The sequence below is a fragment of the Ignavibacteria bacterium genome, assembly GCA_017303675.1.
Lineage (GTDB): Bacteria > Bacteroidota > Ignavibacteria > Tepidaquicellales > OLB5 > OLB5.
In genome coordinates, this window is the sequence record JAFLBX010000001.1 from 972,299 (window position 1) to 998,180 (window position 25,882).

Genomic DNA, 25,882 nt, shown 5'->3' on the forward strand with positions numbered 1-25,882 from the left:
AAAACAAACCCCCATCTTAGATATTGGTTAGAGAAGTTTAATGATTAATCCTGATTGTAGGTAGAGTCAAGATCAACTCCCCCCTTCAACTGAAGGGGGGACGAGGTCTTTATTTTTCGTTAATTGAAAATTATTGATTAATCTTAAATTAAGAAAAGATCTGCAATGGGGGTTTTGCCTTTTGATCTATTTCTTTAAACCCCTCACCCGGAGTTTGCCGAAGGGTGTAGATATCCCTCGACAGGCTCGGGATGAGGAATATATTTAAGATTATCGCTTCCCGGATGAGATCCTTCGGCTTCGCCTCAGGATTACCTGTCAATTTTTCGGTGGAATGAACGACCTATAGCCTTTATTTTTGTATCAATAAAATTAATATTTAACCATGGAAATGAAGTATTTTCAATTGCCGCCTGCGGCTGAAATGAAGCGAGCCGTTTACAGTAAAGATAAAAGCTACGACGGAATATTTTTTGTTGCCGTAAAGAGCACGAATATTTTCTGCAGGCCGGCTTGCCCGGCAAGAAAACCGCTTGAAAAGAACATGGTTTTCTACCCATCAGCGCGCGAAGCGCTTTTTGCAGGCTACAGGGCCTGCAAAAAATGCAGGCCTATGGAGCTTTCAGGCACGCACCCTGACTGGGTGCAGAAGCTCCTCAGTAAAATTGACAGTTCTGATAATAAACGCATTCGCGATGGCGAGCTGAGACAAATGGGCATACAGCCTGAAAAAGCGCGCAGGTACTTTATGAAAAATTACGGTATGACCTTTCACGCTTACCAGCGCAGCCGTAGGCTGGGTACTGCATTAACACAGATACGGGAAGGCTCCAAAATAGATGATGCGGTTTTCAGCAACGGGTATAGTTCACACAGCGGCTTCCGCGATGCATTTTCCAAAGTGTTCGGCAAACCGCCGGGAAGATCAGAAACAACGGATTGCATAGTTACATCAATGTATCAAAGCAAGCTGGGCCCGATCATAATTGGCGCGAATTCAAAAGGAGTATGTTTGGTTGAATTCAGCGACCGCAGAATGCTTGAGTACCAGCTAAAGACCCTGCGCAGAAGATTCAATGCTGCGATCATTCCCGGAAGCAATAAACATATTGAACAGGTTAAAAGTGAGCTTGACGAATATTTTAATGGGAATTTAAAAAGCTTCAAAACTCCGCTGGTTTACCCTGGCACTGATTTCCAGGTGAATGTTTGGAATAAGCTTAAAAAAATACCTTACGGCAAAACCTTATCATATGTGGAACTGGCTGAAGAGATCGGCTTAAAAGGCGCTTCCCGCGCCGTTGGCACAGCAAACGGTATGAACAGGATAGCTATAATTATTCCATGTCACCGTGTTGTGAATAAAGATGGCAGGCTTGGCGGCTATGGCGGCGGCTTATGGCGTAAGCAATGGCTGCTGGAGCTGGAGAGAATTCACTCATCCTGAGCGCATCGAAGGATATTATTCGGAATGCCAGGAAACAAACCCCCATCTATGCAAGCGGTTATTTAGTTTTTTCGTTTAATTTATCCCAATGCAGTTCTGATGCTTTTCATCCCCCTTCAATTGAAGGGGGGACTATATTTGTAATTTCCGTCAATTGTATATTATTGATAATTTTATCACCTAAGTTGATTGACGATGGGGGTTTGCAAAGGAGGGGAGCTTTTTGTTATCATTTAAGATACCAATTCGAAATATTTCCTGTAAAAAATTTTCCAGTATAACAATTTTCTTTTTTCGTTAAATTGTTTCATTCTTAAATTTACATTATGAATGTTTGCCTGTGTAAACAGGCGCGAGTTTTATTTTGAAGAAAATTGATTACACAAAATACCCGCTTCCGCGCATAAGGCATCATGCAAACCCCGTATTATACTTTCCTTTAAAACAACATAAGGGAAATAATTTCTATTACCCCCCGGTTTTTGAAAAATTGAATTGGGATGAAGTATTCGCTGACGGTAGACCCCCTGATATGCTTGATATTGGCTGCGGGCTGGGCAGGTTTTTGATAGAAATGTCACTTGTAAACACAGATAAAAACTTACTTGGCTTCGAAGTCAGGCAAAGTGCAGTGGAGTGGATCCAGGGTGTAATTGAAGGAGAGAAGCTTAAGAATGTACAGGCGCTTTGGTACAGCGCTGTGAACGGTATGAGCTTTATAGAAACCGGTTCAATTGAAAAAGTATTTTATTTTTTTCCTGACCCGTGGGTGAAAAAAAAACATTACAAACGCAGAGCGTTTTCTGCAGAGCTGCTTAAGGAAATTGACCGCGTATTAAAACCTGCCGGAAAGCTTTATTTAATGACTGACGTTCCGGAAGTAGATGAATACCAGCAGAAAATTTTAAATGAAACCGGGTTGTTCGGGTTTACTTATAATGATAAAATTACCTGGGAACCCGGTGTGCAAACGAACCATGAAATTTTTTGTGAACTCAAGGGAATACCGTTTATCCGTATGACCTGTATTAAAAGACCCGTATAGCTTTAATTTATCAACTTGTTGTGAAAACTGCTGTTTGTTTTGTTTTTTGATGATTTTTAGCGTATCCCTAACAAAAAATTAACCCGTTTTTCTTTAAAAATAACCATAAATCAGGATTTTTAACCTTTTAAATTATTTGATTTTCAGATATATTTACGGTTCAGCCTTTTAAATTAGTATAATAAATTCTGCAGAATTCATCTGAAGTAATTAGTTGTAAATTTGAATATTGGAGAGTTAAAATATTCTTCAGCAGATAATTTATTATGATTTTTTTTTTCAGGTCACAGATTTTTAATTTTATAGTATTTAATATTTCTTAAGAAAGGAAGTATAATAATTAACATGTCTTTGTTGAAAGCAAAACTTGCTTCTCAAGTTCCGGATTTGAAGGATCGAGTACGGAATTTGGGAAAGAATCACGGAAGTAAAGTTATTTCCGAAGTATCAGTTGAACAGGTTCTGGGCGGCATGAGAGGAATTAAATCACTTATCTGCGATACATCAGAAGTTGGCCTCGATTACGGGCTGGTGATAAGAGGAATCCCTATTCTTGAATTAACCGATAAGCTTCCTGAGGATGTACTCTGGCTTATGCTTACAGGCTCACTGCCCACCGAAGAAGAATCAAAAGACCTTCAAAAAGAGCTGAATGCAAGAATGGATGTTCCTGATTTCATTTGGAACATACTTGATGCATTCCCGAAGGATGCTCACCCGATGAATATGCTTAGTGCGCTTGTAACCGCATTGGGGTATGAGTCAAAATTCAGGCGTGAATATGATAAGGGCTTAAAGAAAGATCTTTACTGGGATTATACCCTGGAAGACTCACTTGATCTTATCGCAAAAATGCCGGTAATAGCATCAGCAATTTACAGGAAAAGATTCAGCAAGGGCGAAAGGATCGCTCCGAAAAAGGATCTTGACTGGGGCGCTAACTATGCGTATATGCTGGGTATAGAAGGCAACATGGATGAATGGTACAAGCTGATGAGGATGTATATGGTTGTGCACTGTGATCATGAAAGCGGTAACGTAAGCGCGTTCACTTCACATGTGGTCGGCTCTGCATTAAGCGATCCGTATTATTCACTTGCTGCCGGATTGAACGGCCTTGCAGGCCCGCTGCACGGACTTGCAAACCAGGAATGCCTGAAGTTTGTTATAGAGCTGCTTAACCATTTCGGCAAGGTGCCAAGTGATGACGAGCTGAGAAGCTTTGCAAAAGACAGGCTTGATAAAGGTTTGGTAATTCCCGGTTACGGGCATGCGGTTTTAAGGGTAACTGACCCCAGGTTCACAGCGTCACTTGACTGGGGAAAGAAAGTTATACCCAATGATGACCGTTTTGTTGTAGTTGAAAAACTGTTCAATATTGTTCCTGATCTTTTAATCGAACAGGGCAAGGCTAAAGACCCCTGGCCCAATGTGGATGCGGCTACCGGCGCTTTGTTATATCACTACGGTATCAAAGAATTTGAATATTATACTGTGATATTCAGCGTTTCAAGAGCGCTTGGAATTTGCTCACAGCTTATATTAAGCCGTGCGATGGGCGAGCCTATCACAAGGCCTAAATCAGTAACTATGGACTGGCTTGAAAAAGCAGTCAATAAATAGTGAAACACGGGATCAAGCTTCATTTTTTATAACAAATTAATTTTATTTGGAAGAACAAACACAAAATTCTGATAACTCCCGTCCTCCTGAAGAAATTCAGGAACAAGTTAATTTAAGCAATGATACCGCAGAGAACGGAAGTAAAAATGCTTTGAGGTATTTATTGCCTCTTCTGCTTTGTGTTTTTCTTTTTGCAGGGTTTACACAGGAGCCATTAAATAAAAGATCTGTTACTAAAAATAACTCGCAGGTTACTTCCGATTCAGAAGATGATAATGCGCCGAAGATAAATCTTTCAGCGCTGCTTGCAGCTGAGGAGTTTTCAAAAAACCTCCGTGACACTATTTATACAAATGATAATGTATGGCTTGAGTTCAGAATTGATCAGCAAATGCTTTATGTGCATTACAAAGACGGAAGATTAGTAAAATATCCTGTTTCATCAGGTATTGCCGGCGCTCATAAAAGTGTAAGCTCAAGGCCCGGTCTCTTTGCGATATTCCACATGAATGAAGTTCATAAATCCTCGCAGTTCAACTCTCAGCTTAACTACTTTATGGCTTTTAATATGGGTTCAGGTTTTCATGGACTTCCGGGCACAGGTTATTATGTTCATTTAGGAGTAAGGCCTTCCTCTCATGGATGCGTAAGAATGAGAAACGAAGATGCAAGGGAATTGTTCAAACAGTGTAAAATTGGAACGCTTGTTCTTGCTCATAAAGGACACACCAACAGGGTCGTAGCTTTTGCACCTGAAGGTTTTACAAATGATGCTGAATATACAAAGGAAGATTATATTAATATGCTTGCTTATAATCTTGGTACAATAATGGAAGGCAAGTATTTTATCAATCCCCCCAAAAGATTTATACTTGATGGCACTGTTATTCCTAAAATAGGGGTTAATGTTCTTTCAACTGAAGAGATCCCCGAAAAGCAGGTGCTGCCTTTCGTAATAGCTAAGTTCGAAAGCAAACCGGATTTTCTGAATAACAGGTATTCAGCTTCAGGAAATATTACCGAGCCTGTGAATTTAGCAGAGAACTTTGGTATACCTGAAGGTGATTCAGTAATTACAGAAAGCCGTCAGATTTCGGTCGCCCCCGAAATGATAAAACGTTATTTTCATAATCCATTGGGAATACTGCCTTATTTTCCGCCTAATCAATAAGTTAATACAAAAAAATAGAATTTATGGTAAAACTTGTAGCAATGTATAAAACTCCGGCTGATGTGGAAATGTTTGAAAAACATTATTTTGAAAAACACATGCCGTTAGTAAATGTTATTCCGGGACTTATAAAATCCGAAGTATCAAAGCTTAAGGTGCTTCCCGGAACAGAATCTGAATATTATATGATGACTGAAATGTATTATGAGGATATGGATTCTTTTAATGCGGCAATGGGCTCTCCTGAAGGCAAGGCTTCAGCCAGAGATCTTGTCAATTTTGCCAAAGACAGGGTTGATTTTTTCCTTGGAAAAGTAAAGTAGTTAACTGATGTTTTTAACTGTTTTTTAATAATTTTAGCAAAAAGTGGGCTTGTATTTATTTTCTTTTTTATCTATTATGCAGTCCAATCTTGTTAAAAATTGGAACAAAATTTATACTTTTAGTGTATAAATTGTAAGAAATTCATAAATAGTTTTATATTTTAACGGAGGTAATATGGTTACCGATAACATAGATATCCTGCAGGATACAGGATACGGTGCGACAGAGCTAAAAAAAACATACCAGAAATATCTGCAGCGCGGACTTATATTTGCCATTTTGATCCATGGATTTATAATCGGCACTTATTTATTTGCCAATTACATCAGCAAAATGGAAGAACAGAAGAAGACTGATATACAGCAAAGGATAATCAATGTCAGTGATCTTGAACCGCCGCCATCGGCAAATGATGAAGAAGAACCGCCGCCGCCGAAAATTGAAGAGCCGCCTGTTGCTCCTCCAAAAGATCTTACAGCTTTAACACCTGAGCCGGTTGCTAAGGAAAAAGCTGAAGAGCAGACAATTAAAACACAGCAGGAGCTTGAAGAAATTAAAGCACCCGTTGGCAACAATGATTCGGGTAAGTTCCAATACACAGGCAATGTAAAGGTTGAAGAAAAGAAGATTGAAGAAAAGATAGAGAAGAAGGAAAAAGTTGTTGAGGAAAAAACGGTGTTCCAGTCTTTTGAAGTTGAGAAAGCTCCGGAATGCGTAAATCTTTCACAGGTAAGATCCTCAATGAGATATCCTGAAATTGCAAGAGAAGCCGGAATGGAAGGAAGAGTAACTGTTAAAGTGCTTGTTGGACCTGATGGAAATGTATTAAAAGTTGGTTCAGTAAGCGGACCTGATGTATTTCATGATGAAGTAAGAGATAAAGCAAGTAACCTTCAGTTCACTCCCGGTCTTCAGAACGGAAAACCTGTAAAGGTTTGGGTTACTGTACCGTTTAACTTTAAGCTGAATTAATACCCTGTGCAGGCATAGCCTGTACACCGGATATAACGCGGCTTTAATATGATGTGATATTATAATTGAAAGTATATAATTATTTTACAATAGGAATTTCCCTCATCTTCTTGGTGATGGGAATTCTTATTTTAACAGGTGCCTATAACACAGGCGAGCTGTTCAAGAATAACGAATTTTTCCGCTGGATATTCGGGGGGATACTGGTAATATACGGAATTTTCAGGGCCTATAACGCATATCTTAAAATGCAGAACCAGGGCAAAAAACTGAGATATTACGACAGGGAAGAAGATTAGAACGAAATCCTCACCATAAATGTTAAAAATTATATGAGAGCCGAAATAAAAAAAGTATTGTTATTTGCGGCAGTTTTCAGCGTAATAACAATCAGCGCTTGTGATTATACAATGAAAAAATCCGTTTCCACTACCGGTGAGCTTACCGTTGGGGTGGATGAAGGGATATCTCCCGTAGTAAAAGAAGAAGCTTCGGAATTTATGAGGCTGAACACTGATGCAAAAGTTACCCTTAATATTAAAACCACCAAAGAAGTAATTGCAGACCTGAATAACGGCACATACAAATCAATTGTTGTAGGCAGAGATCTTACAAAGGAAGAAGCCGATATTTTTGCCGCAAATAAAATTGAAATCAAAAAAAGCGCATTCGCGCTTGACGGGATCGGTGTAATTGTAAATCCGAAGAACCCGCTTACAAAGCTGAATTTTAATGAGCTGAAAAGAATATTTACCGGCGAGCAGAAAGAATGGAACGCTTTGGACGGTGATAATAAAGATGTTTACAGCGGTAAAATAAAAGTGTTTATCGCAAGGAAGAACGCATCTGTACATGATATTTTTAAACAGAAGGTACTAGCAGGCGCTGAGTTTGGCGCAAATGATGTTATTTGCAGCACGTCATCACAGATGATGCGTGAAATTAAGGAAGACCCGAACTCTATCGGGTTTATTTCCATGGCCTGGATTACGGTATCCAATGATACGCTCGATGAATCAGTTAAACCGCTTAAAATTGCTGCAGTCGATCCTTCAACAGGTGCAATAGGAAATTATGTTGGGCTTCACCAGGGGTATATTGCAAATAAAACATATCCGCTGATAACCGAAGCGTATATATTTTCAACTGATTTTTCTATGAACCTTTCTGTCGGGTTTACAAGCTTCATGTCTTCTTATGACGGGCAAAGAATAGTGTTAAAATCAGGCTTGGTACCGGTAACCCAGCCGGTAAAAATAATACAGCTTAACTAACTGTTTAGCCGTACATTTTACAATTTATTACAAAACATCAGCCGATTTCCGGAAACAATTTATTTGAAAAAAGCTTTAAATTAGCAGAATTACTAATTATAAAAGAGAAACTATAAATTTAATATTATTTGAAAATGTTTACTAAAAATTTGTTAAGAGCGGTTACGTTTTTTATGATATTTGCTGCTGCCATTAATGCGCAGGATAATCTAGAAAAAGGGATCAATGCAGTTAAAAAAGGTGATTACCTTGGTGCGCTGAACCTGCTTAAAGGGGTTTCTAAAGATTCCTACGATGCAAATTTATATTACGGCATTGCACTTTTCCAGACAGGTTCAGTAAAGGATGCAGAAAAGTTTCTGAAAGATGCTGTTAAAAAAGATGAAGAACGCCCTGAAGCATATTCAGCACTGGGTGAGCTTTATTCATCGCAGAAAAATTACGGCGAAGCTTCTTCACAGTTTGAAAAAGCAAAAAAATACCTTCCGCTTAACAAGACAAAAGACGATCTTGATAAAGCAGAAATTGAAACAATTATTGATGTATTAAGCGCTGAAGCGGATAATTTTATTGCTGATGGCAAAGTAGATAAAGCTATAACCTCGCTTACAACCGCCAAGACATATGATGATAAAAATCCGATGATATACGTGGGTCTTGGAGATGCATATCTTGCCCGCGGCGCTTTTGACCCCGCAAAATCAAATTATGACCAGGCGCTGAAGCTGAAAACCGGTTATGCGCCGGCATTATATGGTTTAGGAAAGATATCATTTAAACAGAAAAAATACAGCATTGCGCTGGAAAATTATATCAAGTCTTCAGAATCGGACAATAACTTTGCTCCTGCATTTTTTGAAAAAGGCCTGATGTTCTACCTGCTTGATAAATTTGGAGATGCCATCGAAGCATTTGAAAGATATGATGTATTAGTGCCCGGTTCACCCAGGGGAAAAACTTATCTTGCAAAATCATATTACGGTAAAGGTGACTATGACAGGGCTCTTGAGATACTGAATGAAGTGCTTGCTAAGGATCCTGAATACAGTGAAGCAAATAAGTACACAGCATATGTAATGATCGAAAAGAAAGATTATACAAAAGCTGATGAATTCTTTGCAAAAGTAAAACCTGAGGATCTTAACAGCGAAGATTACACAAAACGCGCAAAGATCCACGTTGATAAAAAGGAATATTCAGAAGCGTATGCAGATCTTGATAAAGCAGTAGAGCTTGATCCAAATGACGAGAACACATATTTTGAGTACGGCAAAGCTTTGTTTGCCGAGCAGAAATATGCTGATGCCCGTTTAAAGTTCAGCAAAGCTATAGAGCTTGGTATACTGAATGTTGCAGCTTATGTATATGCAGGCATTTGTGATTTTTACCTGAATGAATTTGAAAAAGGTACACAGATATTAACAAAGAGCATAGAGCTTAATCCGAATATCGGAAGCGCATATTTATGGCGCGCAAATAATTATGCCGGTTTTGCAAAAAATGCAGAAGCATGCGCCGATTATAAAAAATACCTGGAATTTGAACCCAATGACACATTTGCGCAGGAACAGGTAAAAAAATTCTGCGGACAGTAACAGAAGGTAGAGATAAAAATGGCAGACTTAAAGGATTTTATTGCAGGTAGTAAAGACAGGTATTTATCTGAGCTTAAACAGTTTTTAAAATTTCCAAGTATCAGTACTAACCCTGAAAACAAAAAGGATGTACTGGAATGTGCTGAATATTTAAAAAAGCACATGGAATCGATCGGTATGCAGAATGCCAAAGTGTATCCGACAAAAGGCCACCCGGTGGTTTATTCTGACTGGCTTAATGCCGGAGCTGATAAGCCTACTGTGCTTATTTACGGACATTATGATGTGCAGCCCGTGGACCCGGTTGAGCTGTGGACATCGCCGCCGTTTGAAGCAGATATCCGTGGAGAAAATATTTATGCGCGCGGCTCTGCCGATGATAAAGGACAGGTGTTTATTCACCTGAAAGCCATTGAAGCCCACCTAAGCCGGAATAAAACCCTGCCTGTAAACATAAAGCTGTTAATAGAAGGTGAAGAAGAAATTGGCAGCGTTCACCTGGGTGATTTTATAAAGGATAATGTAGAGCTGCTGAGGTGTGATGTTATAGTTGTATCAGATACATCAATGTTCTCAAAAGAGCTTCCCGCATTAGGTTACGCCTTAAGAGGCTTATGTTATATGCAGGTTGATGTTACAGGTCCGAACCGCGATCTTCATTCAGGCCAGTATGGCGGATCTGTTGAAAACCCGATAAATGCCCTGGCTGAAATGATTTCAAAGATGAAAGATGCTGACGGAAAAATTCTGATAGACGGGTTTTATGATGATGTGGCTCCATTAAGCAAAGAAGAAAAAGAGAATTTTGAAAAGCTTCCTTTTGATGATAAGGAATACGCTAAAGGACTCGAAGTAGATGAGCTGGCAGGTGAAAAAGGCTACAGTACACTTGAAAGGATATGGTCAAGGCCGACGCTTGATTGCAACGGTATATGGGGCGGGTTTACAGGTGAAGGAGCCAAAACTGTTCTGCCATCAAAAGCATCAGCAAAGATCAGCATGAGGCTTGTACCGAACCAGGACCCCGATAATATAGCGGAGCTGTTTGTAAAATTTGTAAAGAAGATCGCGCCGAAAAGCATTAAGGTTGATGTTTATGGTCAGCATCACGGCAAGCCGTGGATCTCGCCGATAGACAGCAAATGGAACCAGGCAGCAATCCGGGCTCTAAAGGCAGGTTTTGGCAAAGAACCTGTTTTTATGAGAGAAGGCGGTTCTATACCGATCGTTTTTACGCTGGAAGAATATCTTAAAGCACCTACGGTGCTTTTGGGTTTCGGTCTGCCTGATGAAAATGCGCACTCTCCGGATGAACACCTGAACCTAAATAATTTTTTTAACGGAATTCAGACGAGCGCAGTTTTTTATAATGAAATAGCTAAGGCTTAATTACTAATTTTAATGGGATTGAATATATTATAGTTAAATTCTATCTTTAAATAATATCAGTAATTTAAGTTTAGATAAAACACGGAGTTAGAATATATAATGCAGCCAAAAATTAAAAGTAAAAAAACTCAGATAGGAAAATCCAAGGTTAAGAAGGAATTTTCCTTTCCGCTGGAAAAAGAGAATTTTATGATAATAGGATTAGGCATACTGCTCCTTATCATAGGTTATTTTCTTATGTCTGAAAATTCAGTTGACGGATTTTTACCTACTGTAGTTGCTCCAATATTACTGGTTGCGGGATATTGTGTTGTAATTCCCTACGGTATTCTTAAAAAACCGAAGAGTGAAATGGTATCTGCGCCTGCAGAAGTAAATCAGGAAGCTGAAACATCAAATATAAAAACCAGCTAAGTACGATCATAAATATTTCAAAAAAAAAGAAGAGCAGCCGCTCTTCTTTTTTTTGAAATAAATAACCCCGGTACTGTTTATGCCGGGGTTATAACGTCAATAGGTGAATATAGAAGGATGGAATTATAATTTAAATCTTAAGCCGGTTGTCAACTGTATACCTGTTGTTTTAGTAGTTGAAGCAGGATTATTTTTCTGAATATTTGAAAGTCCCAATGAATAACCAAACTGTCCAAAAATATCCATGGTTGGGGCAACCTTGAAATCTAAACCGCCTCCAAACATAAGACCAAAATCGATAGTTTCAACATTAGAGCTCACATCCTGTGAAGAGGATGTACCTCCTGTTGGTGTTTGTGAGTAGGTTGCAGATAAAATAAATCCAAGGTTCGGACCTGCAAAAATATATGGTTTTATTTCAGTGAGAGGAAATTTTACTTTTAATAAAGCGTCAATTTCGATAACACTTAAGCTGTTCGAAGCTACTCCATCTGCTCCGGAATATGAATTACCTTTAGTAATAAACCTGATCCCCGGTGCAATTGAAAACTGAGGTGAAATACTTGCATCTAACATACCTCCAATAATAAAACCGGTTTTTGAACCGAATGAAGTTGAAGGTGTTTGATTTGCGTTTGCAATGTTTATTCCCGCTTCAAAACCCAGTGAAAGTTTAGATTGTGAATAAACAGATACTGTTGTAACCACCAGTAATAATGCTAACAAAATTGTTCTGATTTTCATTTTTTTCTCCTTTAGTTTGAAATATTTATAGTTTGTTTATGGAATTGTTAAATTTGCTGTTGAAGTATATGCCTGGTTCGAAGAATCAGTACCGGTAAATGTAAATTGCCACTGCTGACCCGTGGTCACACCGGTATATTCATTAGGATAAGCCCAAACCTGGTTGGCAGTATACAGCTGGTTGGAATTATCAGTGATCGTATCTGTGAATCCGGTTGTACCAAGAATAAGCTTGCTAACTCTTACGCTGGCTGATGGCTGCCAGGTGAATTGCACTCCGTTAGTGCTTTGCTGTACACCCATCGTGAATGTTATGTTACTGCCCAATAAACCCCCTGTACCGCTATCTCCGCAGGAAATTATTCCTAAAGTCAGGACCAAAACCGGTAAAAAAAGTAATAATGTTTTTTTCATTTTTTTTATTTTCCTTTCTTGAATATTTGTTATATTTAAAAACTAATCCCCCGAACCCATAATTTGCTGAAGTCGTAGGCTATACGTTGTTCCAGGAAGTGTTATGGAAATATCCGGGGGATGTAATATCATTTTTTGAAATTGCTGAACCTCGTATAGCCTGATGAAGCAAACATAATCTTTCGAGTTAGCTTCTCAAAAGTAAAATATTTTGTGTTTTAGAAGTTGTTGTTTAGTTTATTAAGGGAAAAATGCGATTTTCTTAACATTTTTCACTATTTTTGTATATTCATTTTAGAAAATTAATTTGAAAAATACCAAACTGATAAATTTGCTTAAGACCTTTAACCAGACTGAAGCTAAAAAATTCAGAGATTTTGTTAATTCTCCTTACTTTAATAAGAATAAGAACATCATTAAATTAAATAATGAACTGTTAAAATATTACCCCGGGTTTGATTCAGATGAATTGAATGAAGAATTTATATTCAGGAGTGTGTATGGGAATGAAAAATACGATTATTTTAAGATCAAAAACATTATTTCAGATCTTTACAGCCTTGGCCTGGATTTTTTAAAACAACTGCCCAATGTAACGACTTCGTTTGTACCTGAATACAACATGCTTACTCAGCTTAGAAGCAGAAACCTCAGGACTTATCATGAAAAACTGGTTACTTATTTTGAAAAGAAATTCAGCAGCAATAAAATTAAAGATGGTACTCAGCTTTTTAATGAGTACCTGCTCGTAACCGAACGCCATCTTTCTAACGTGCTTGTGAGACCAACTGATATAAAAATGATCCAGGATGAGTTCAACAGTTTTCATGATTTTACCATTTTGAATATATTGAAATTTTATGCTTTGATGCTCCATATAAGCAAAGAAAATAAAACATCAGTAGAAATGAAGATGTTCAGGGATATTTTCAATTATATTCAAAATGAGCACTCCGGCAGCAACCCGATAATCAATATATATAAATATATTATATTGCTAATGGTTAAACGGAAAGAGGAAAATTATTTTGATCTTAAAAATGAATTTTTCTCAAACTTTGATTCATTGAGCAAAGAAGATGCTTATTATGCACACATGTATATTTTCGGTTATTGCATGGATAGGTTCAATTTTGATTCTGACAGAAAATATATAGGTGAGTGTTATGAGCTTTTTAAACATGCATATTCAAAAGATCTGGTATCGCTGGGCGAGCTGCTTTACCCGGATTTTATAAATTACGTTAAAGTATTTATGCGCCGGGGTGACTCTAAACTTACTGAAAAATTTATTGAAGAATATAAAAACAGCCTGCCCCAAGAACAGGCGGAAAACTGTCTCAATTTTTCATATGCATATATTGCGCACTATCAAGGCAGGCTGAAAGAGGCGTTATCATTGATCCTGAAGGTAAATTTTCCGTTAATGATTATGAAAGTTCAGGTAAAAATAATGCAGATACAGCTTAATTATGAGTTGGGTTATTTCGAAGAAACAAGAGAGATGTCAGATTACTTCAGAAAATCCCTTTTAAAAGAAGAAGGTATATCAGAAGATTACAAAAATTCCATACTGAATTTTCTGAAATTAACAGTATCTTTGATCAACTTGCAACTGATAAATGACAAACAGAAGCTTGAATTTGAGAGATCAAAATTCCGGGAAGAGCTAATTTTAAATCAAAAAAATCATTTCGGTATCCGGTTTTGGCTTGAAGACATGCTTAAGGAAATTAAATAAATAACAAAATGACAAAAAAATTTAAATACAACTGGAAAGAATTCACATTACAGGCAGCATTCAGAGGTTCACCCGAAAAACTGTTTAAAATGTGGACAGAACCAAAAAATTTATGTAAATGGTTTTTAACCGGCGCTAAAGTTGAGCTAAAAAAGGGCGGTGAATATGTATTTATGTGGGTAAACGATGCTATGGAAAAAGGTAAAGTTTTGGAAGTTAAGAAAAACTCCCTTTTCAGCTTTACCTTTGCAGGTGGAAAGTGTGATGTAAGGTTCAGAAAATCAGGAAAAGACTGCATAATTACATTGAGGCAATACGGTATTCCTGATGATGAAATTCACAAAGTAGGTACTCATATGGGCTGTCAAATAGGCTGGGTGTTCTTTTTTGCAAATCTGAAATCTGTTATAGAATCCGGCACTGATCTCAGAGAGTTTAATCCAAAATATTTAAAAGAAGGAACGGTATTCTACTAATGTTAAAAACTTCTATGTTCAGGCTGCAAATCGTCTGCCCCGGCTGCAATAATTTTGTTGCAGTTTCCGGTATTACAGATTTTGATACCTGTCAGAACTGCGGGAAAAAAATCAATGTATTATCTATTATCAACGATAAAATGTTCGGCATTCTCCATAAAGAAAAATATATGAACGGATTTCTTTCAGGAGGAATAGAACAAATTGGAGGATCAGGGGCTTATAAACTTGAGTATTCATCAATGCAGCCTTATTGCGAAGAATGTTATACTGTAATTGATGAAAATACTGCGTTAGAAGCGATCCGGGCAGGGAAGGTATATGAATGCTCAAATTGCAGACATAAAATGCCCGTCAGGGCAGCAGATGTTATGCTGAAGGAGTTTCACCCGAAGGCTGCAGGAGTGCTGAATGATTCTTGGGGTATCGACAGGAAAAGTCTAAATACAAATGCTGAGGAGATGCTGGTTTTCAAATGCATGACATGCGGCGCAGGTTTGGAACTGACCGGTGAGACTAAACGAACCATAAAGTGCGGTTATTGTGATAATGAAAACTATTTGCCTGATTCTATATGGACTAAGCTCCACCCCAATAAGGAAGTACAGCCTCTTTTCATTATTTTAGACCTGGATGAAAGAGATATAAAAGGAACAATAGATTATTTTATTAATGTTACTGCATTAAATATTTACAGCAGGCATTTTGATAATTTTATTAAGGAATATTTCCAAAGACCGTTTATTTCTGAATCATTGCTTACATGGGTGAAATTTTTTGTTTCAGCTAAGAATAATGAACAGGTTAACTTTAACATGGATATAACAAAAAGCCATAAATATTTCTACGATAACCTGAAGCTTGGAATAAGCACCCATCCGGCTGAATTAAAAATTACAGTCGCTGAAAATGGCCGCGGGATTCCGCTCGAACTGCAGACATTATTGGCTGAAGACAAAAATGAATCAGTAAGAGCAGCACTTGCTAAAAACACCAGTATAAATAAAAATATAATTAAAAAACTTCAGTCAGATACTTCACCATCAGTCCGGGAAACGGCTAAAAAACAAAAAACAGGCTTATTCAGCCGATTATTCGGGTAAATTATTTGGTAACTCACTTTTCTATATATTTTATCTATTAATATTGATATTTTTGTAAATAATATCAAAAATGGCACAAATCTCAGAGTCTCGATCCACTAAAATTGCTTTAACCCTGCTTGTAATATCGGCTATTTTCTGGCTGGGCGGAATTAATATCCGTACGCTTATTGGTAATGAATTGCTGGATTATGATCAGTTTGATTTCCGAACCTCATTACCTCCTGACAGGGAAAATACTTTGTTTCAGATGATATCCAATGCATCGCTTGTTGTTGTTATCAGTTATGCGATAGTATTAATTTCTGCAATTTGGTTCATAGCAACCACTAAATTGAAGATGAAGGAAAATGGATGGCTTTTAATGAGTGCTGTTCTTTTCTTTCTGTTTGTACCTGTTGAGCTTTACACAAATTATCTAGATGTCAGATTCATGATTCTGTATCACCAGGGACCCCCGAATCATGATGAGCTTCTTAAACTCTTTGGAGAAAGGATTGGAGCTTTCAGGGGAGTTCCTGTAATTGCTATGTTATGTTACTACACAATCATACCCATCGCTGTATTCAGACCATTAAGGAGACCTAAAGATATAAATGAAGAAAAAAAAGCAGGTTGATCCGGAATTAAAACAAATGTTAACCGAGCTTGAAGAAGTAGCAGATAAGCTTGGCTTTAAAGTCCGTTATGAAAAAGGAAATTTTGCAGGCGGATACTGTATATTAAAAGAATCAAGGCTGCTTGTTGTAAATTCACGAAATGAAATTGAACGCAGAATTATTATAGTTGCAAAAAGCCTTAAGGAAATTGGAATTGATGATATATTTGTTAAGCCAAATGTCAGAGAAATTATTGAAAAGGAAAGCTCAAGGAAGTTAAAGGAAGAAGCGGCTGAATCAGTGGAGACAGAATGAAAGTAACCGTTCTTGGAAGCGGAACTTCCCAGGGTGTGCCTATCGTTGGCTGCCATTGCCGGGCCTGTACTTCAAGTGACCCTAAAGATAAAAGATTAAGGGTATCCCTTTATATTGAAACTGATAAAAAAATTAACGGTAAACCTTTAATAATATTAATTGATACTTCGCCTGATTTCAGGCAGCAGATGCTGGTAAACAATATTACAGATATTGATGCTGTGCTGTATACGCATTATCATGTTGATCATATTATGGGACTTGATGATATCCGCCAAATAAACCAGCTTCATAAAAAGTATGTTGAGCTTTATGCCAACAACGAAACAGCTTACAGAATAAAACAAACATTCAGCTACATTTTTGATGAAAACACCTATAAAGGAGGCGGAATACCTCTTGTTAACCTGCATGAAATTGATCTTAAGCCCTTCGATGTAATGGGGCAGGAGATTGTTCCTTTAGAGTATAAACACGGACCCACTACTGTATATGGTTTCAGAATAGGGGATCTTGCGTACATGACGGATTGTAATTTTATACCGGAAGCTGAATTTGAAAAGCTTCACGGACTTAAAGTTTTAATTATAGATGCACTCAGATACAGAAAACATGAAACCCATTTTTCAGTTGAGGAAGCTCTTGAAGCATCTAAAAGGATCAATGCAGATAAAACATACTTTACTCATATGACCCATGATATTGTACATGAAGAAGCAGGCAGCAAGCTGCCGCCAAATATTGAATTTGCATACGATGGTTTAACGTTTGAAGTATAAAAGCATTCCACCACTAAGTCACTTAGGGCACTAAGAAATTTGTAAATAAATTTATTAACCTAAAATAAATTAATATGACACAAAAATCATTAAATGACTTAGCTTATAAAGTAGTTGGATGTGCTATTGAAGTACATAAAATAATGGGTCCGGGATTGCTTGAGAGTATTTATCAAAAATGTATGCTTAAGGAATTAAATTTGAACGGAATTACTGCAAAACAAGAATACAGAATTCCATTGATCTATAAAGGTGAAAACCTGGATTCAGAATTAATAATTGATATTTTAGTAGAGGATAATATAGTAATTGAACTGAAATCTGTGGAAAAAACTTTACCAATCCATAAAGCGCAGCTTCTTACTTATCTTAAATTAACCGAAAAGCCTAAAGGCTTATTAATAAATTTTAATACTGATAACATTACAGCAAGTTTGGTTCCTATAGTTACGGAAAAATTTGCATGTTTGCCAAAAGAGTAAACTTAGTGTTCTTAGTGACTTAGTGGTGAGAAAAAATGAATACAGATAATTTACAGGAAATATGGGCGCAGATCAGGCTTGTGCTGAAATCACACCCATGGCATGGTGTTTTAATTGGTAAAACTATGCCGGCTGTTGTTAACACTTACATAGAAATTGTTCCAACCGATACGGTAAAATATGAGATAGAAAAGAACAGCGGTTACCTTAAGGTCGATAGGCCTCAGAAATATTCTAACATATGTCCTACACCATATGGTTTCCTTCCGCAAACGCTCTGCGGTCCGCTAACAGCCGCTTACTGTATGGAAAAAACCGGAAGAAAAGGAATAATGGGTGATGGCGACCCCCTGGATATTTGCGTACTTACTGAAAAAGAAATTACGCACAGCGATATTTTTCTTAAAGCTGTGCCAATTGGGGGACTGCGTATGATTGACGGTAATGAAGCTGATGATAAGATAATTGCAGTTATGGAAGGTGACGGAATTTTCGGGCACTGGATAGATATTACCGATGCGCCTTTTACATTAACTGAAAGGCTGAAACATTATTTTTTGACATATAAAGATGCACCCGGTGCAGAGCACCGCAACTGCGAAATTACCCACGTTTACGGCAGGGATGAAGCTCACGAAGTCATAAACCGAAGCTATGAGGATTATCTTGAGAAGTATGCCGATCTGGACAGGTTATTGAAAATGGAACATGAAAGAAATAAAGGGTAATGTTATCGGCTTTTTCTTACTATAAATGCAAAGTCGTTAAAGTATTTTTCAAATGACCTGATTTCTTTTGGTAAATCAGGTATATTTTCAGTGAAAATCAAATAACAGAAATACTCTCTTCCGCGGCAGATTTCCTTATTTCTCTTAAGCCATCTTTTATCAGATAAAGTCAGATCAAATAATTCCAGTGTTCTTTCAAAGGATTGGTTTAATCTTTTATCCTTTTTTAAGAACCATTTAAATGTTCTTGTTACTTCACTGCCAATATTTCCCATTTGTTCAGCAAAAGAAAGATCAAACCACCTTCCTGATGATAAACCCTGGTGTTGATATTTTATTTCAGATGACAAGTTTATCGTTATTTGATTTTCAATTATCTTCATATAATATTCAAAAATAATGAATTACAGAATAAAATATAGTGCTTTTGCAAATATATAAAAAATTTCCGCAAGGATACCAAACCACCACTTGGCTTAACCCGTCTTTCGACCGGTTAATTAGTATCCCTGCGGAAAAAATTGATTTATAAAACTCTGAAACCCTTCTATTACAAAACTTAAAATGAATCTGATTTAACCTGATGCTGTTATTAGCGAAAATACTATTTTTATATTTTCACTTTTGCCTAATGGCTACCACTCACCGAATATAAAGCTGTTCTGCCCGGTGATCTTGTGACCTGCGATGTTATCAGATACTGATACTGTAAAGCCGACAGAGTAGGGTGAATCCTTACCGTCTGTAAAGTTATCGAATGCTGATTTTGAACCGAAGGCGTTCATGGTTACATCATATACACCTGCGCCTACAGTTTTTACTGATGCGGGTCCGTTGAACTTAACATCAAGCTGTCCGGGGAAGTCATCACTGATGGTTACCCTGTAACATACGCTGCTTTGCAGTTGTGTTACACGGGTATCCTCTCCCATTGATGCAACTCTCTGCATGCTGATCTTCGGCTTTTCGTTTGGCTTCAGTTCTACTGTTTTAGTTGATGAGCCAACCTTAATTGTTACCGTACTTTGACCTCCTGTCTGGAAGGTTTTTGAGCTCTTTGGAGGTATTGTTGTGATACCTTCTACCTCTAAAGGTGTATCGTACGGATTGTTAAGCGTGTTATTGGTGTACTGTGTAAGCTGAATATTACCAATCCTGATCTCCTGCATTTCACCCGGGTCTTTTTTAACTTCTTCCTGCTTTATCTCGGGGTTCTGCTGGATCTGGGGATTATTGGTTGTGAATGTATTTATTGGCGTAGAAGATACCTGTACGTTCATTGGATTTACAACAAGCTGCTTAATCTTATCATCCATCTTGGCAAGATCTTCCTTTTTTATTATCACATACAGATTTGTATCAACAATTATGGATTTTTTGATGATCTCATATAACTTCTGCAATGAGTCAGGTGAAAGGAATACTTTAGGCTTCCCGTCATCTTCTACCACCTGTGCAAGATCAAGATTAGCGCCTTTGATTGCAATTACACAAACTACAAATATGTATAATGCCTGGTAGATTATAAATTTTACGTCTTTTTGCTTTTTCATTTAAATAAAGATATTATGTTAAAACAAAAATAACATATTGAAAAAGCCATTCAAATAGAGAGCTATACCTGATTTATCTAGGTAGAACTACTCAAACTTAAATTATTGATTTATACTGAATTGCGTAAAGAAGCAGGGCATGTGGACCTTTTAATCCCAGCTTATTGCATATATTATTTCTGTGATTTTCAATAGTTCTAACACTGCGGAAAAGTTCAGCGGCGATCTGCGAACTGGTCTTATTCTGTGCAATAAGTTTAAGGATCTCCCGCTCGGCATTTGTCAGCTTTTCTAAGCCGTTTTGCTTCGCTGCAGACTTGTTTTTTTCAACTAAATAACCTGAAATTGCCGAACTTATATAATACTCACCGACAGAAACTCTTTTAATACAGTCTAAAAGATCATTTGCAATGCTTTCTTTCAAAACATAGGCTTTTATATCAAGCTCCAGGGCTTCATCAAAATATTCCTTATCCTTATGAATAGTTAATATAACTATCTTAGTTGCCAGCTTTTGGGCTTTTACTTTTCGTGCAACATCAAGCCCGCTTAAGCCGGGCATATCTATATCAAGAATTGCAATATCAGGATTAATTTCAGTTATAAGCCTTAAAGCTTCATCACCGTTTGAGGCTTCGCCGGTTACTTCAATTCCCGTATCTTCAGAAACGATACTCAGTATCCCTTTGCGGAATATGTGATGATCATCAGCAATTACTAATTTTATTTTTTCCAAAATGATTCTATACCCCAAAAATGTTTTTGATTAGCCACGGTCTTTAGACCGTGGTTTAAAAATCAGGAGAATTAAGGGCTTTAGCCCGCATTAATGAAAATTAAGCCAATTGCGGCTAAAGCCGCTAATGTATAAAAACTCTGATCCACGACCTGAAGGTCGTGGCAATTCAGATGATTCATTTGTCATTTTATGGGCATAGTTATCTTAAAATTTGTGCCCTTACCTTTTTCTGAATTAAACTCATACACAGCCTTAATCATCCGTAATCTCTCATCGATATTTATCAGACCGAAGCCAAGCTTAGCAGGGTCAGAATTTTCGAACCCAACTCCGTCATCTGAGATCTCAGTTACAATGAACATAACTGACTTCCTTACAATAAATGTAACGTTTTTGGCATGTGAATGTTTCATGATATTGTTTATCAGCTCCTGCACTACCCTGAAATACTGCACCTCGTTCTCACGGGGCAGAATGTTATCGATATTATCGATTTTACAGTTAAAATTTATTCCAGATGCCGATGATATCCGCTGTATCATCGCTTCAATGGAAACCGTTAAGCCCAGCCTTTCGATCTGTTTAGGGTAGAGCCTTTGGGAAATGCGGCGCACCTCATCAACTGTTTCAACTACGAGTGAAGAAGCTTCTATGACCTTCGGCGAAGGCTCGGGTGTACTTTTCAGTTCCTGCTGAAGGAAAATGTTTATCGCGCTCAGGTTCTGCCCTATGCTGTCATGCAGCTCTCCCGCGATTACTTTCCATTCTGATTCCTGCTGCTCAATTATCTTTTCTTTGAATTCCTCAAGCTCTTTATTTTTTTTCTTTGAATACTCAAGGTAATAATAAAAGAGGGCTCCTATTACTATTAGTAATATTGCGCAAAGCCGCCAAAAGAACCACTGGGTCTGCCAGATAGGTACTGGCGAGCTTTGTACCTGGTAATAACCATCTATTACCAGGATGGTTAACAGCATAAATAAAACCCATACATAACCTGACTTTTTACCCATAAAGCAAAAATAAGGGATTTATTGGTTAATTTAAGTGGAGAAAAATTAAAGAACGGGTTTAACCCCGTTCTTAAAAGAAAAATTAAGAAATTACTTTAACAGCACCATTTTCTTTACGTCTTTGTAAACACCGGCTTCAATTGAATAGAAGTAAATACCGCTTGCAAGTTTAATACCATCAAAATTTACTGAATATCTGCCTGCGTTTTTGTATTCATTGTTAACAAGCTCCGCAACAACTTGACCAACTGCGTTATAAACTTTCAATGTAACAAAAGTATTCTGCGGCAGCTCGAATTTAATTTTCGTTGAAGGGTTGAAAGGATTTGGATAATTTTGAAGTAAAGAGAAGCTTGTTGGAATTTCATTATTAGAGAAATTCGGACTATCGGGAATTATTGAGTTTGCTTTGATAGAAACAAAATCTGATGGAACTGACTCATCATCATATTTATCAACGGCAACTATTTTGTATCTGAAATATGTATCGTTGGTACTTGAACCTCCTAAACCACAATACACTTCAGCACCATTTAGAATGCCGTTATCGATGAAGTTAGCAGTATCATTTGGTGTATAATCATCATACGTTGCATGATAATTATAAGTTAACGGCGCTACATTTGGATTTGTTGATGCAGCCCTGTATATTTTGTATCTTTTATAAGTATCCCTGGAAACAACCCTTTCCATATCAGGCTCTAAATTATTATCCCATATTATCCTTGGATGACCAACTGTTCCGTTACAATTGGCAATTTCAACTGCCCTGTAAAGCATTGGTTTTGAGGGCGATGTGGCTTCGAGAATAGCTTCTTCTTCTGAAGTATTTGCTGCTGCCTGGTAAACCTTAACAGTAGCTGTGTTACTTGATAATCCATCGTATATGATGAAAATACCTGTTTGATTACCGCTTCTATCCTTTGTATTCGGACTTGAATATGGGCTGAAAACCTGGTTATAACCAATAGTCCAGGCGTCCCATCTATCGCCCATTGTTTCACGGGAACACCATTGTTCTTCATTATTTGTGAAAACCCTGTCAGATCCCTGATCTCCAAGCGAAGTATGCCTTTCACCGATTGTAAACCATTTATTATGATATCCTGTATTTGTGGAATAAGTATAATCATCAACACTGTGCCCATCCCTGCTTTGCATGCGTGTACTGCTGCCCACCCAGTCACCCGGGTTATCATCATTTCTGCCAATACCTGTTTTATAAAACACAGGTAAATATTGCCCTGCATTCCAATCCGGCGTTGAAGTGCCGTTTAAGCCCCAGTTCCATAAACCATCAGCGCATTCAAGGTCAACCATTGATTCATAATTACTTCCGTCCGAAACATGATAAATATATAACCCTTTACTATAATCTCTAAATTGTTTAAAAGGCTCACCCATTGCGGTATCACCAGCCATGTTGCAGTCCCAGGTATAATCACCATCTCCCGCAATTCTTCTCCTGTTTGATATCAGGAAATACTCTCCGCTGTTTGTTGTAGGTATTTTTAAAACTTCGCCTGTTGTCTGCAGGTCTTCAAGTGTAAAGCTGTTTGTTGACCCTGTGTATGTTGTTACATCTGCCAAACCGACTGTTATCAGATCCTGAGGGGCAAAACCAAGTTCATATCCAAAAGCAAAATGCGTACCGTCACCTCCCGCTATAGTGCTGTATGGCCTGTGGTTGCCAAGAGTGTAATGACAGTATTCATGCCTGAAGTAACCTATTGCAGCGCCAATAGGCATTTTCCAACCGTTTATGCCCATTACACCGGAACCTTCAAAGCATAGACCGCAGCCATTCACCTGCTTATTATAGTTTATTGTTGAGTAATCTACATAAAGCGCGCCGTAACCACCTGAGGTCATTCCGCACATATCCGCTCTTCTGAATTGTACATACATCATATCTATGTTACCGTCTGGTGACATTTCAAATTCTTGTGTCGAACTGTTCCATTTCCATAAATCGTATCTTGTCCAGTCAACTTGTGATTGCTCATTTGTGTCGAGCATTTTCATTACATCTAACATAGCTTCATTATAACAGTTACCTGATGAATAATGACTATATTCAAAAGGCAAAGTTAAATGTACAACTTCACCCACCATATCAAATTTATCGTTTGAGATCTTATTGAAATAGTTGCTTAAATACTTGCCTTCATAAGCATTAATTCCTAACTCCTTTTCCGAAGCAAACAGGCTATTGCCATACGCGGGGATCTCGCCCGTTTCCCAGTAGGTTGTTTCACCGGTAACATCATTTTTAAATTCTACATATACCATAAGAACACGGAAATATACATCAGTATTGTTTAAGGGCAGGGTTGACATCGGTTTCGTCATACCGTCACCAAATAAAGATGTTCCCGGAACATCAAAAGTATCGGGCATTCCGCAGTTAAAATTGTATAGCCACTGTGAATTTACCGTTACTGTAACCAATAACAATAAAATAATGATTTTTATATGTTTCATAGTATTATTTTTTATGTGTTTATAAATAGAAACATTTTTTAAATTACAGCGGTTAAAAAATAAGGCAGGCAAAAGGATAGATTCCTTTTGTAAAAAAGTGAATTTTATATATATGCGCGCCAACGTATTATATAACCTTTGAGCCTGCCTTTTAATTTAAATCACAAAATGGTTTAAATTAAATAATTTTTACTTTTTAATTTGTATTGAACATAGCCTGCCTCCTCTCTATTTATTTAATATCATTTTTTTGGTTTCAATATAGTTATTTGCGATAAGTCTGTAAAAATATATTCCACTAGGATAATTTGTAGCATTCCAATTTGAACGATAATAACCTGTTTTCATATCCTGTTCAAGAATTATTTCAATTAATTGACCCATTGAGTTAAATATTTCAAGTCTTACCAAACCTGCTTTCATTATGCTAAATTCTAATGTTGTTTCACTATTAAATGGATTTGGGTAGTTTTGAAATAGTTTATATTCAACAGGTGAATCATTACTTATTGGCTCAACTGCAACGTATGTACCGCCATTCGTTGTATTTATTATTCTTCCCCCAACACTAGCCCAACCTAATGAATCATTGTAAAAATACAAAGATGTTATAAAACTCGATACAGGGTTGTTCTGCTGTAACCATATTGTTCCGCCGTTTGTTGTTTTGTATACAGCACCTGCATTTCCTCCAACCCATCCAGTAAGAGCATTTGCAAAGTGAACACAGATTCCAGGTAATGTGGATAAGGTATCCCAATTTGATCCACTGTTCGTTGTTGAATAAATTATGTTATCATAACCAACAACCCAGCCGGAATTATTGTTGATAAATTGTAATGAGTTATACCAAAAATCTGCTGTAGTACCCGTTATCTGTATAGTCCAGTTAGTTCCGCTGTTTGTTGTCTTACGCAGGTATCCGCCATCTCCAGCTACCCAACCTGTTTGACTGTTAATAAACTCAATTTCTCTTAAAGGTGTAGAATTTCCAGTATTCAATGAATCCCATGAAATACCCCCGTTGGTTGTTCTTTTAATAACGCCTAGAAAACCACATATCCAACCAGTTTGTTCGTTTAGAAAGAATGATGAGTTCCAGCTGTTTCCTTGTCCAATGGGTCCATCACTAATAATTAGCCAATTTATACCGCTATTTGTGGTCTTCAAAATCGTTTCAAACCACCCTGAAATGTATCCTGTATTTTCATTAATCATTGATAAACCAATTAGATTTTTGCTTCCGCTTAAATTACTTTGTTGGTTTAACCAATTTATTCCCCCATTAGTTGTCTTTAAAACCACACTATTAACTCCAATTGCCCAGCCTGTTAAGTTGTTGACAAATTGTATATCATATAATGTAGAGATATTATTATGCTGTAGAATCCATTGTGCAACTGAAGTGCAATTAAAAAATATGACAATGAAAAAGCAAAGTGTTATTTTTTTCATAGT

27 protein-coding genes are annotated in these 25,882 nt (G+C 37.3%); 19 read left to right on the forward strand and 8 right to left on the reverse strand.

What is annotated here, in order from left to right:
• Positions 1–385 precede the first annotated feature (385 nt).
• The 11 genes from J0M37_04470 to J0M37_04520 all read left to right on the forward strand — a co-directional run bounded on the left by J0M37_04470 (position 386) and on the right by J0M37_04520 (position 11,254).
• Positions 386–1,447, forward strand: coding sequence for a methylated-DNA--[protein]-cysteine S-methyltransferase (locus J0M37_04470; protein MBN8584328.1), 1,062 nt, complete (start codon positions 386–388; stop codon positions 1,445–1,447).
• A 364-nt stretch (positions 1,448–1,811) separates the two neighbouring features.
• Positions 1,812–2,492 carry a tRNA (guanosine(46)-N7)-methyltransferase TrmB gene (trmB, locus tag J0M37_04475; GenBank protein MBN8584329.1) on the forward strand — a complete coding sequence of 227 codons (681 nt, stop codon included), beginning with the start codon at positions 1,812–1,814 and terminating at the stop codon, positions 2,490–2,492.
• Between the two features lie 387 nt (positions 2,493–2,879).
• The gene (locus tag J0M37_04480) at positions 2,880–4,115 is read left to right on the forward strand and encodes a citrate (Si)-synthase (protein ID MBN8584330.1); all 1,236 of its coding nucleotides are present in this window, start codon (positions 2,880–2,882) and stop codon (positions 4,113–4,115) included.
• 46 nt (positions 4,116–4,161) lie between these two features.
• A complete protein-coding gene (locus tag J0M37_04485; GenBank protein MBN8584331.1) occupies positions 4,162–5,286 on the forward strand; it encodes a L,D-transpeptidase in 1,125 nt (374 codons plus the stop codon).
• A 23-nt stretch (positions 5,287–5,309) separates the two neighbouring features.
• Positions 5,310–5,609 carry an EthD family reductase gene (locus J0M37_04490; GenBank protein MBN8584332.1) on the forward strand — a complete coding sequence of 100 codons (300 nt, stop codon included), beginning with the start codon at positions 5,310–5,312 and terminating at the stop codon, positions 5,607–5,609.
• A 175-nt stretch (positions 5,610–5,784) separates the two neighbouring features.
• Complete coding sequence (locus tag J0M37_04495; GenBank protein MBN8584333.1) at positions 5,785–6,582, forward strand: energy transducer TonB; 798 nt, start codon at positions 5,785–5,787, stop codon at positions 6,580–6,582.
• A 116-nt stretch (positions 6,583–6,698) separates the two neighbouring features.
• Positions 6,699–6,881, forward strand: a complete 183-nt coding sequence (locus J0M37_04500; GenBank protein ID MBN8584334.1) for a hypothetical protein — start codon at positions 6,699–6,701, stop codon at positions 6,879–6,881.
• Between the two features lie 33 nt (positions 6,882–6,914).
• A complete protein-coding gene (locus J0M37_04505; protein ID MBN8584335.1) occupies positions 6,915–7,856 on the forward strand; it encodes a substrate-binding domain-containing protein in 942 nt (313 codons plus the stop codon).
• A gap of 134 nt (positions 7,857–7,990) precedes the next feature.
• Positions 7,991–9,451: a tetratricopeptide repeat protein gene (locus J0M37_04510; protein ID MBN8584336.1), complete on the forward strand. Its 1,461-nt coding sequence runs from the start codon at positions 7,991–7,993 to the stop codon at positions 9,449–9,451.
• Positions 9,452–9,469: 18 nt separating this feature from the next.
• Complete coding sequence (locus tag J0M37_04515) at positions 9,470–10,840, forward strand: dipeptidase (GenBank protein ID MBN8584337.1); 1,371 nt, start codon at positions 9,470–9,472, stop codon at positions 10,838–10,840.
• Between the two features lie 99 nt (positions 10,841–10,939).
• Positions 10,940–11,254: a DUF3098 domain-containing protein gene (locus J0M37_04520; GenBank protein ID MBN8584338.1), complete on the forward strand. Its 315-nt coding sequence runs from the start codon at positions 10,940–10,942 to the stop codon at positions 11,252–11,254.
• Positions 11,255–11,377: 123 nt separating this feature from the next.
• Here J0M37_04520 and J0M37_04525 read toward each other — a convergent pair whose 3' ends face one another.
• Both J0M37_04525 and J0M37_04530 read right to left on the reverse strand, forming a co-directional pair.
• Positions 11,378–11,998 carry a PorT family protein gene (locus J0M37_04525; GenBank protein MBN8584339.1) on the reverse strand — a complete coding sequence of 207 codons (621 nt, stop codon included), beginning with the start codon at positions 11,996–11,998 and terminating at the stop codon, positions 11,378–11,380.
• Between the two features lie 36 nt (positions 11,999–12,034).
• A complete protein-coding gene (locus J0M37_04530) occupies positions 12,035–12,412 on the reverse strand; it encodes a hypothetical protein (protein ID MBN8584340.1) in 378 nt (125 codons plus the stop codon).
• Positions 12,413–12,719: 307 nt separating this feature from the next.
• Here J0M37_04530 and J0M37_04535 point away from each other — a divergent pair, with 307 nt between their 5' ends.
• The 8 genes from J0M37_04535 to J0M37_04570 all read left to right on the forward strand — a co-directional run bounded on the left by J0M37_04535 (position 12,720) and on the right by J0M37_04570 (position 18,635).
• Entirely contained in the window at positions 12,720–14,153 is a 1,434-nt protein-coding gene (locus tag J0M37_04535) for a hypothetical protein (protein ID MBN8584341.1), read from the forward strand.
• An 8-nt stretch (positions 14,154–14,161) separates the two neighbouring features.
• Complete coding sequence (locus tag J0M37_04540) at positions 14,162–14,629, forward strand: SRPBCC domain-containing protein (GenBank protein ID MBN8584342.1); 468 nt, start codon at positions 14,162–14,164, stop codon at positions 14,627–14,629.
• Positions 14,629–15,732 (forward strand): hypothetical protein, encoded by a 1,104-nt coding sequence (locus tag J0M37_04545; protein ID MBN8584343.1) that lies wholly within the window; start codon positions 14,629–14,631, stop codon positions 15,730–15,732. Before J0M37_04540 ends, J0M37_04545 begins: the two co-directional genes overlap by 1 nt.
• 70 nt (positions 15,733–15,802) lie before the next feature.
• Positions 15,803–16,351: a hypothetical protein gene (locus J0M37_04550; GenBank protein MBN8584344.1), complete on the forward strand. Its 549-nt coding sequence runs from the start codon at positions 15,803–15,805 to the stop codon at positions 16,349–16,351.
• Positions 16,329–16,646, forward strand: coding sequence for a hypothetical protein (locus J0M37_04555; GenBank protein MBN8584345.1), 318 nt, complete (start codon positions 16,329–16,331; stop codon positions 16,644–16,646). Before J0M37_04550 ends, J0M37_04555 begins: the two co-directional genes overlap by 23 nt.
• Entirely contained in the window at positions 16,643–17,425 is a 783-nt protein-coding gene (locus J0M37_04560; protein MBN8584346.1) for an MBL fold metallo-hydrolase, read from the forward strand. The genes J0M37_04555 and J0M37_04560 overlap by 4 nt, the downstream gene beginning before the upstream one ends.
• 74 nt (positions 17,426–17,499) lie before the next feature.
• A complete protein-coding gene (locus J0M37_04565) occupies positions 17,500–17,907 on the forward strand; it encodes a GxxExxY protein (protein MBN8584347.1) in 408 nt (135 codons plus the stop codon).
• Positions 17,908–17,942: 35 nt separating this feature from the next.
• Complete coding sequence (locus J0M37_04570) at positions 17,943–18,635, forward strand: inorganic pyrophosphatase (protein MBN8584348.1); 693 nt, start codon at positions 17,943–17,945, stop codon at positions 18,633–18,635.
• 2 nt (positions 18,636–18,637) lie between these two features.
• Here J0M37_04570 and J0M37_04575 read toward each other — a convergent pair whose 3' ends face one another.
• From J0M37_04575 to J0M37_04600, 6 genes are all read right to left on the reverse strand, one after another.
• A complete protein-coding gene (locus tag J0M37_04575) occupies positions 18,638–19,018 on the reverse strand; it encodes a hypothetical protein (protein MBN8584349.1) in 381 nt (126 codons plus the stop codon).
• A 252-nt stretch (positions 19,019–19,270) separates the two neighbouring features.
• A complete protein-coding gene (locus J0M37_04580) occupies positions 19,271–20,188 on the reverse strand; it encodes a hypothetical protein (protein MBN8584350.1) in 918 nt (305 codons plus the stop codon).
• A 97-nt stretch (positions 20,189–20,285) separates the two neighbouring features.
• Positions 20,286–20,924, reverse strand: a complete 639-nt coding sequence (locus J0M37_04585) for a response regulator transcription factor (GenBank protein MBN8584351.1) — start codon at positions 20,922–20,924, stop codon at positions 20,286–20,288.
• 185 nt (positions 20,925–21,109) lie between these two features.
• Positions 21,110–21,940 carry a sensor histidine kinase gene (locus J0M37_04590; protein MBN8584352.1) on the reverse strand — a complete coding sequence of 277 codons (831 nt, stop codon included), beginning with the start codon at positions 21,938–21,940 and terminating at the stop codon, positions 21,110–21,112.
• A 90-nt stretch (positions 21,941–22,030) separates the two neighbouring features.
• Positions 22,031–23,875, reverse strand: a complete 1,845-nt coding sequence (locus J0M37_04595; GenBank protein MBN8584353.1) for a T9SS type A sorting domain-containing protein — start codon at positions 23,873–23,875, stop codon at positions 22,031–22,033.
• A 777-nt stretch (positions 23,876–24,652) separates the two neighbouring features.
• Positions 24,653–25,879: a T9SS type A sorting domain-containing protein gene (locus J0M37_04600; protein MBN8584354.1), complete on the reverse strand. Its 1,227-nt coding sequence runs from the start codon at positions 25,877–25,879 to the stop codon at positions 24,653–24,655.
• Positions 25,880–25,882 lie beyond the last annotated feature (3 nt).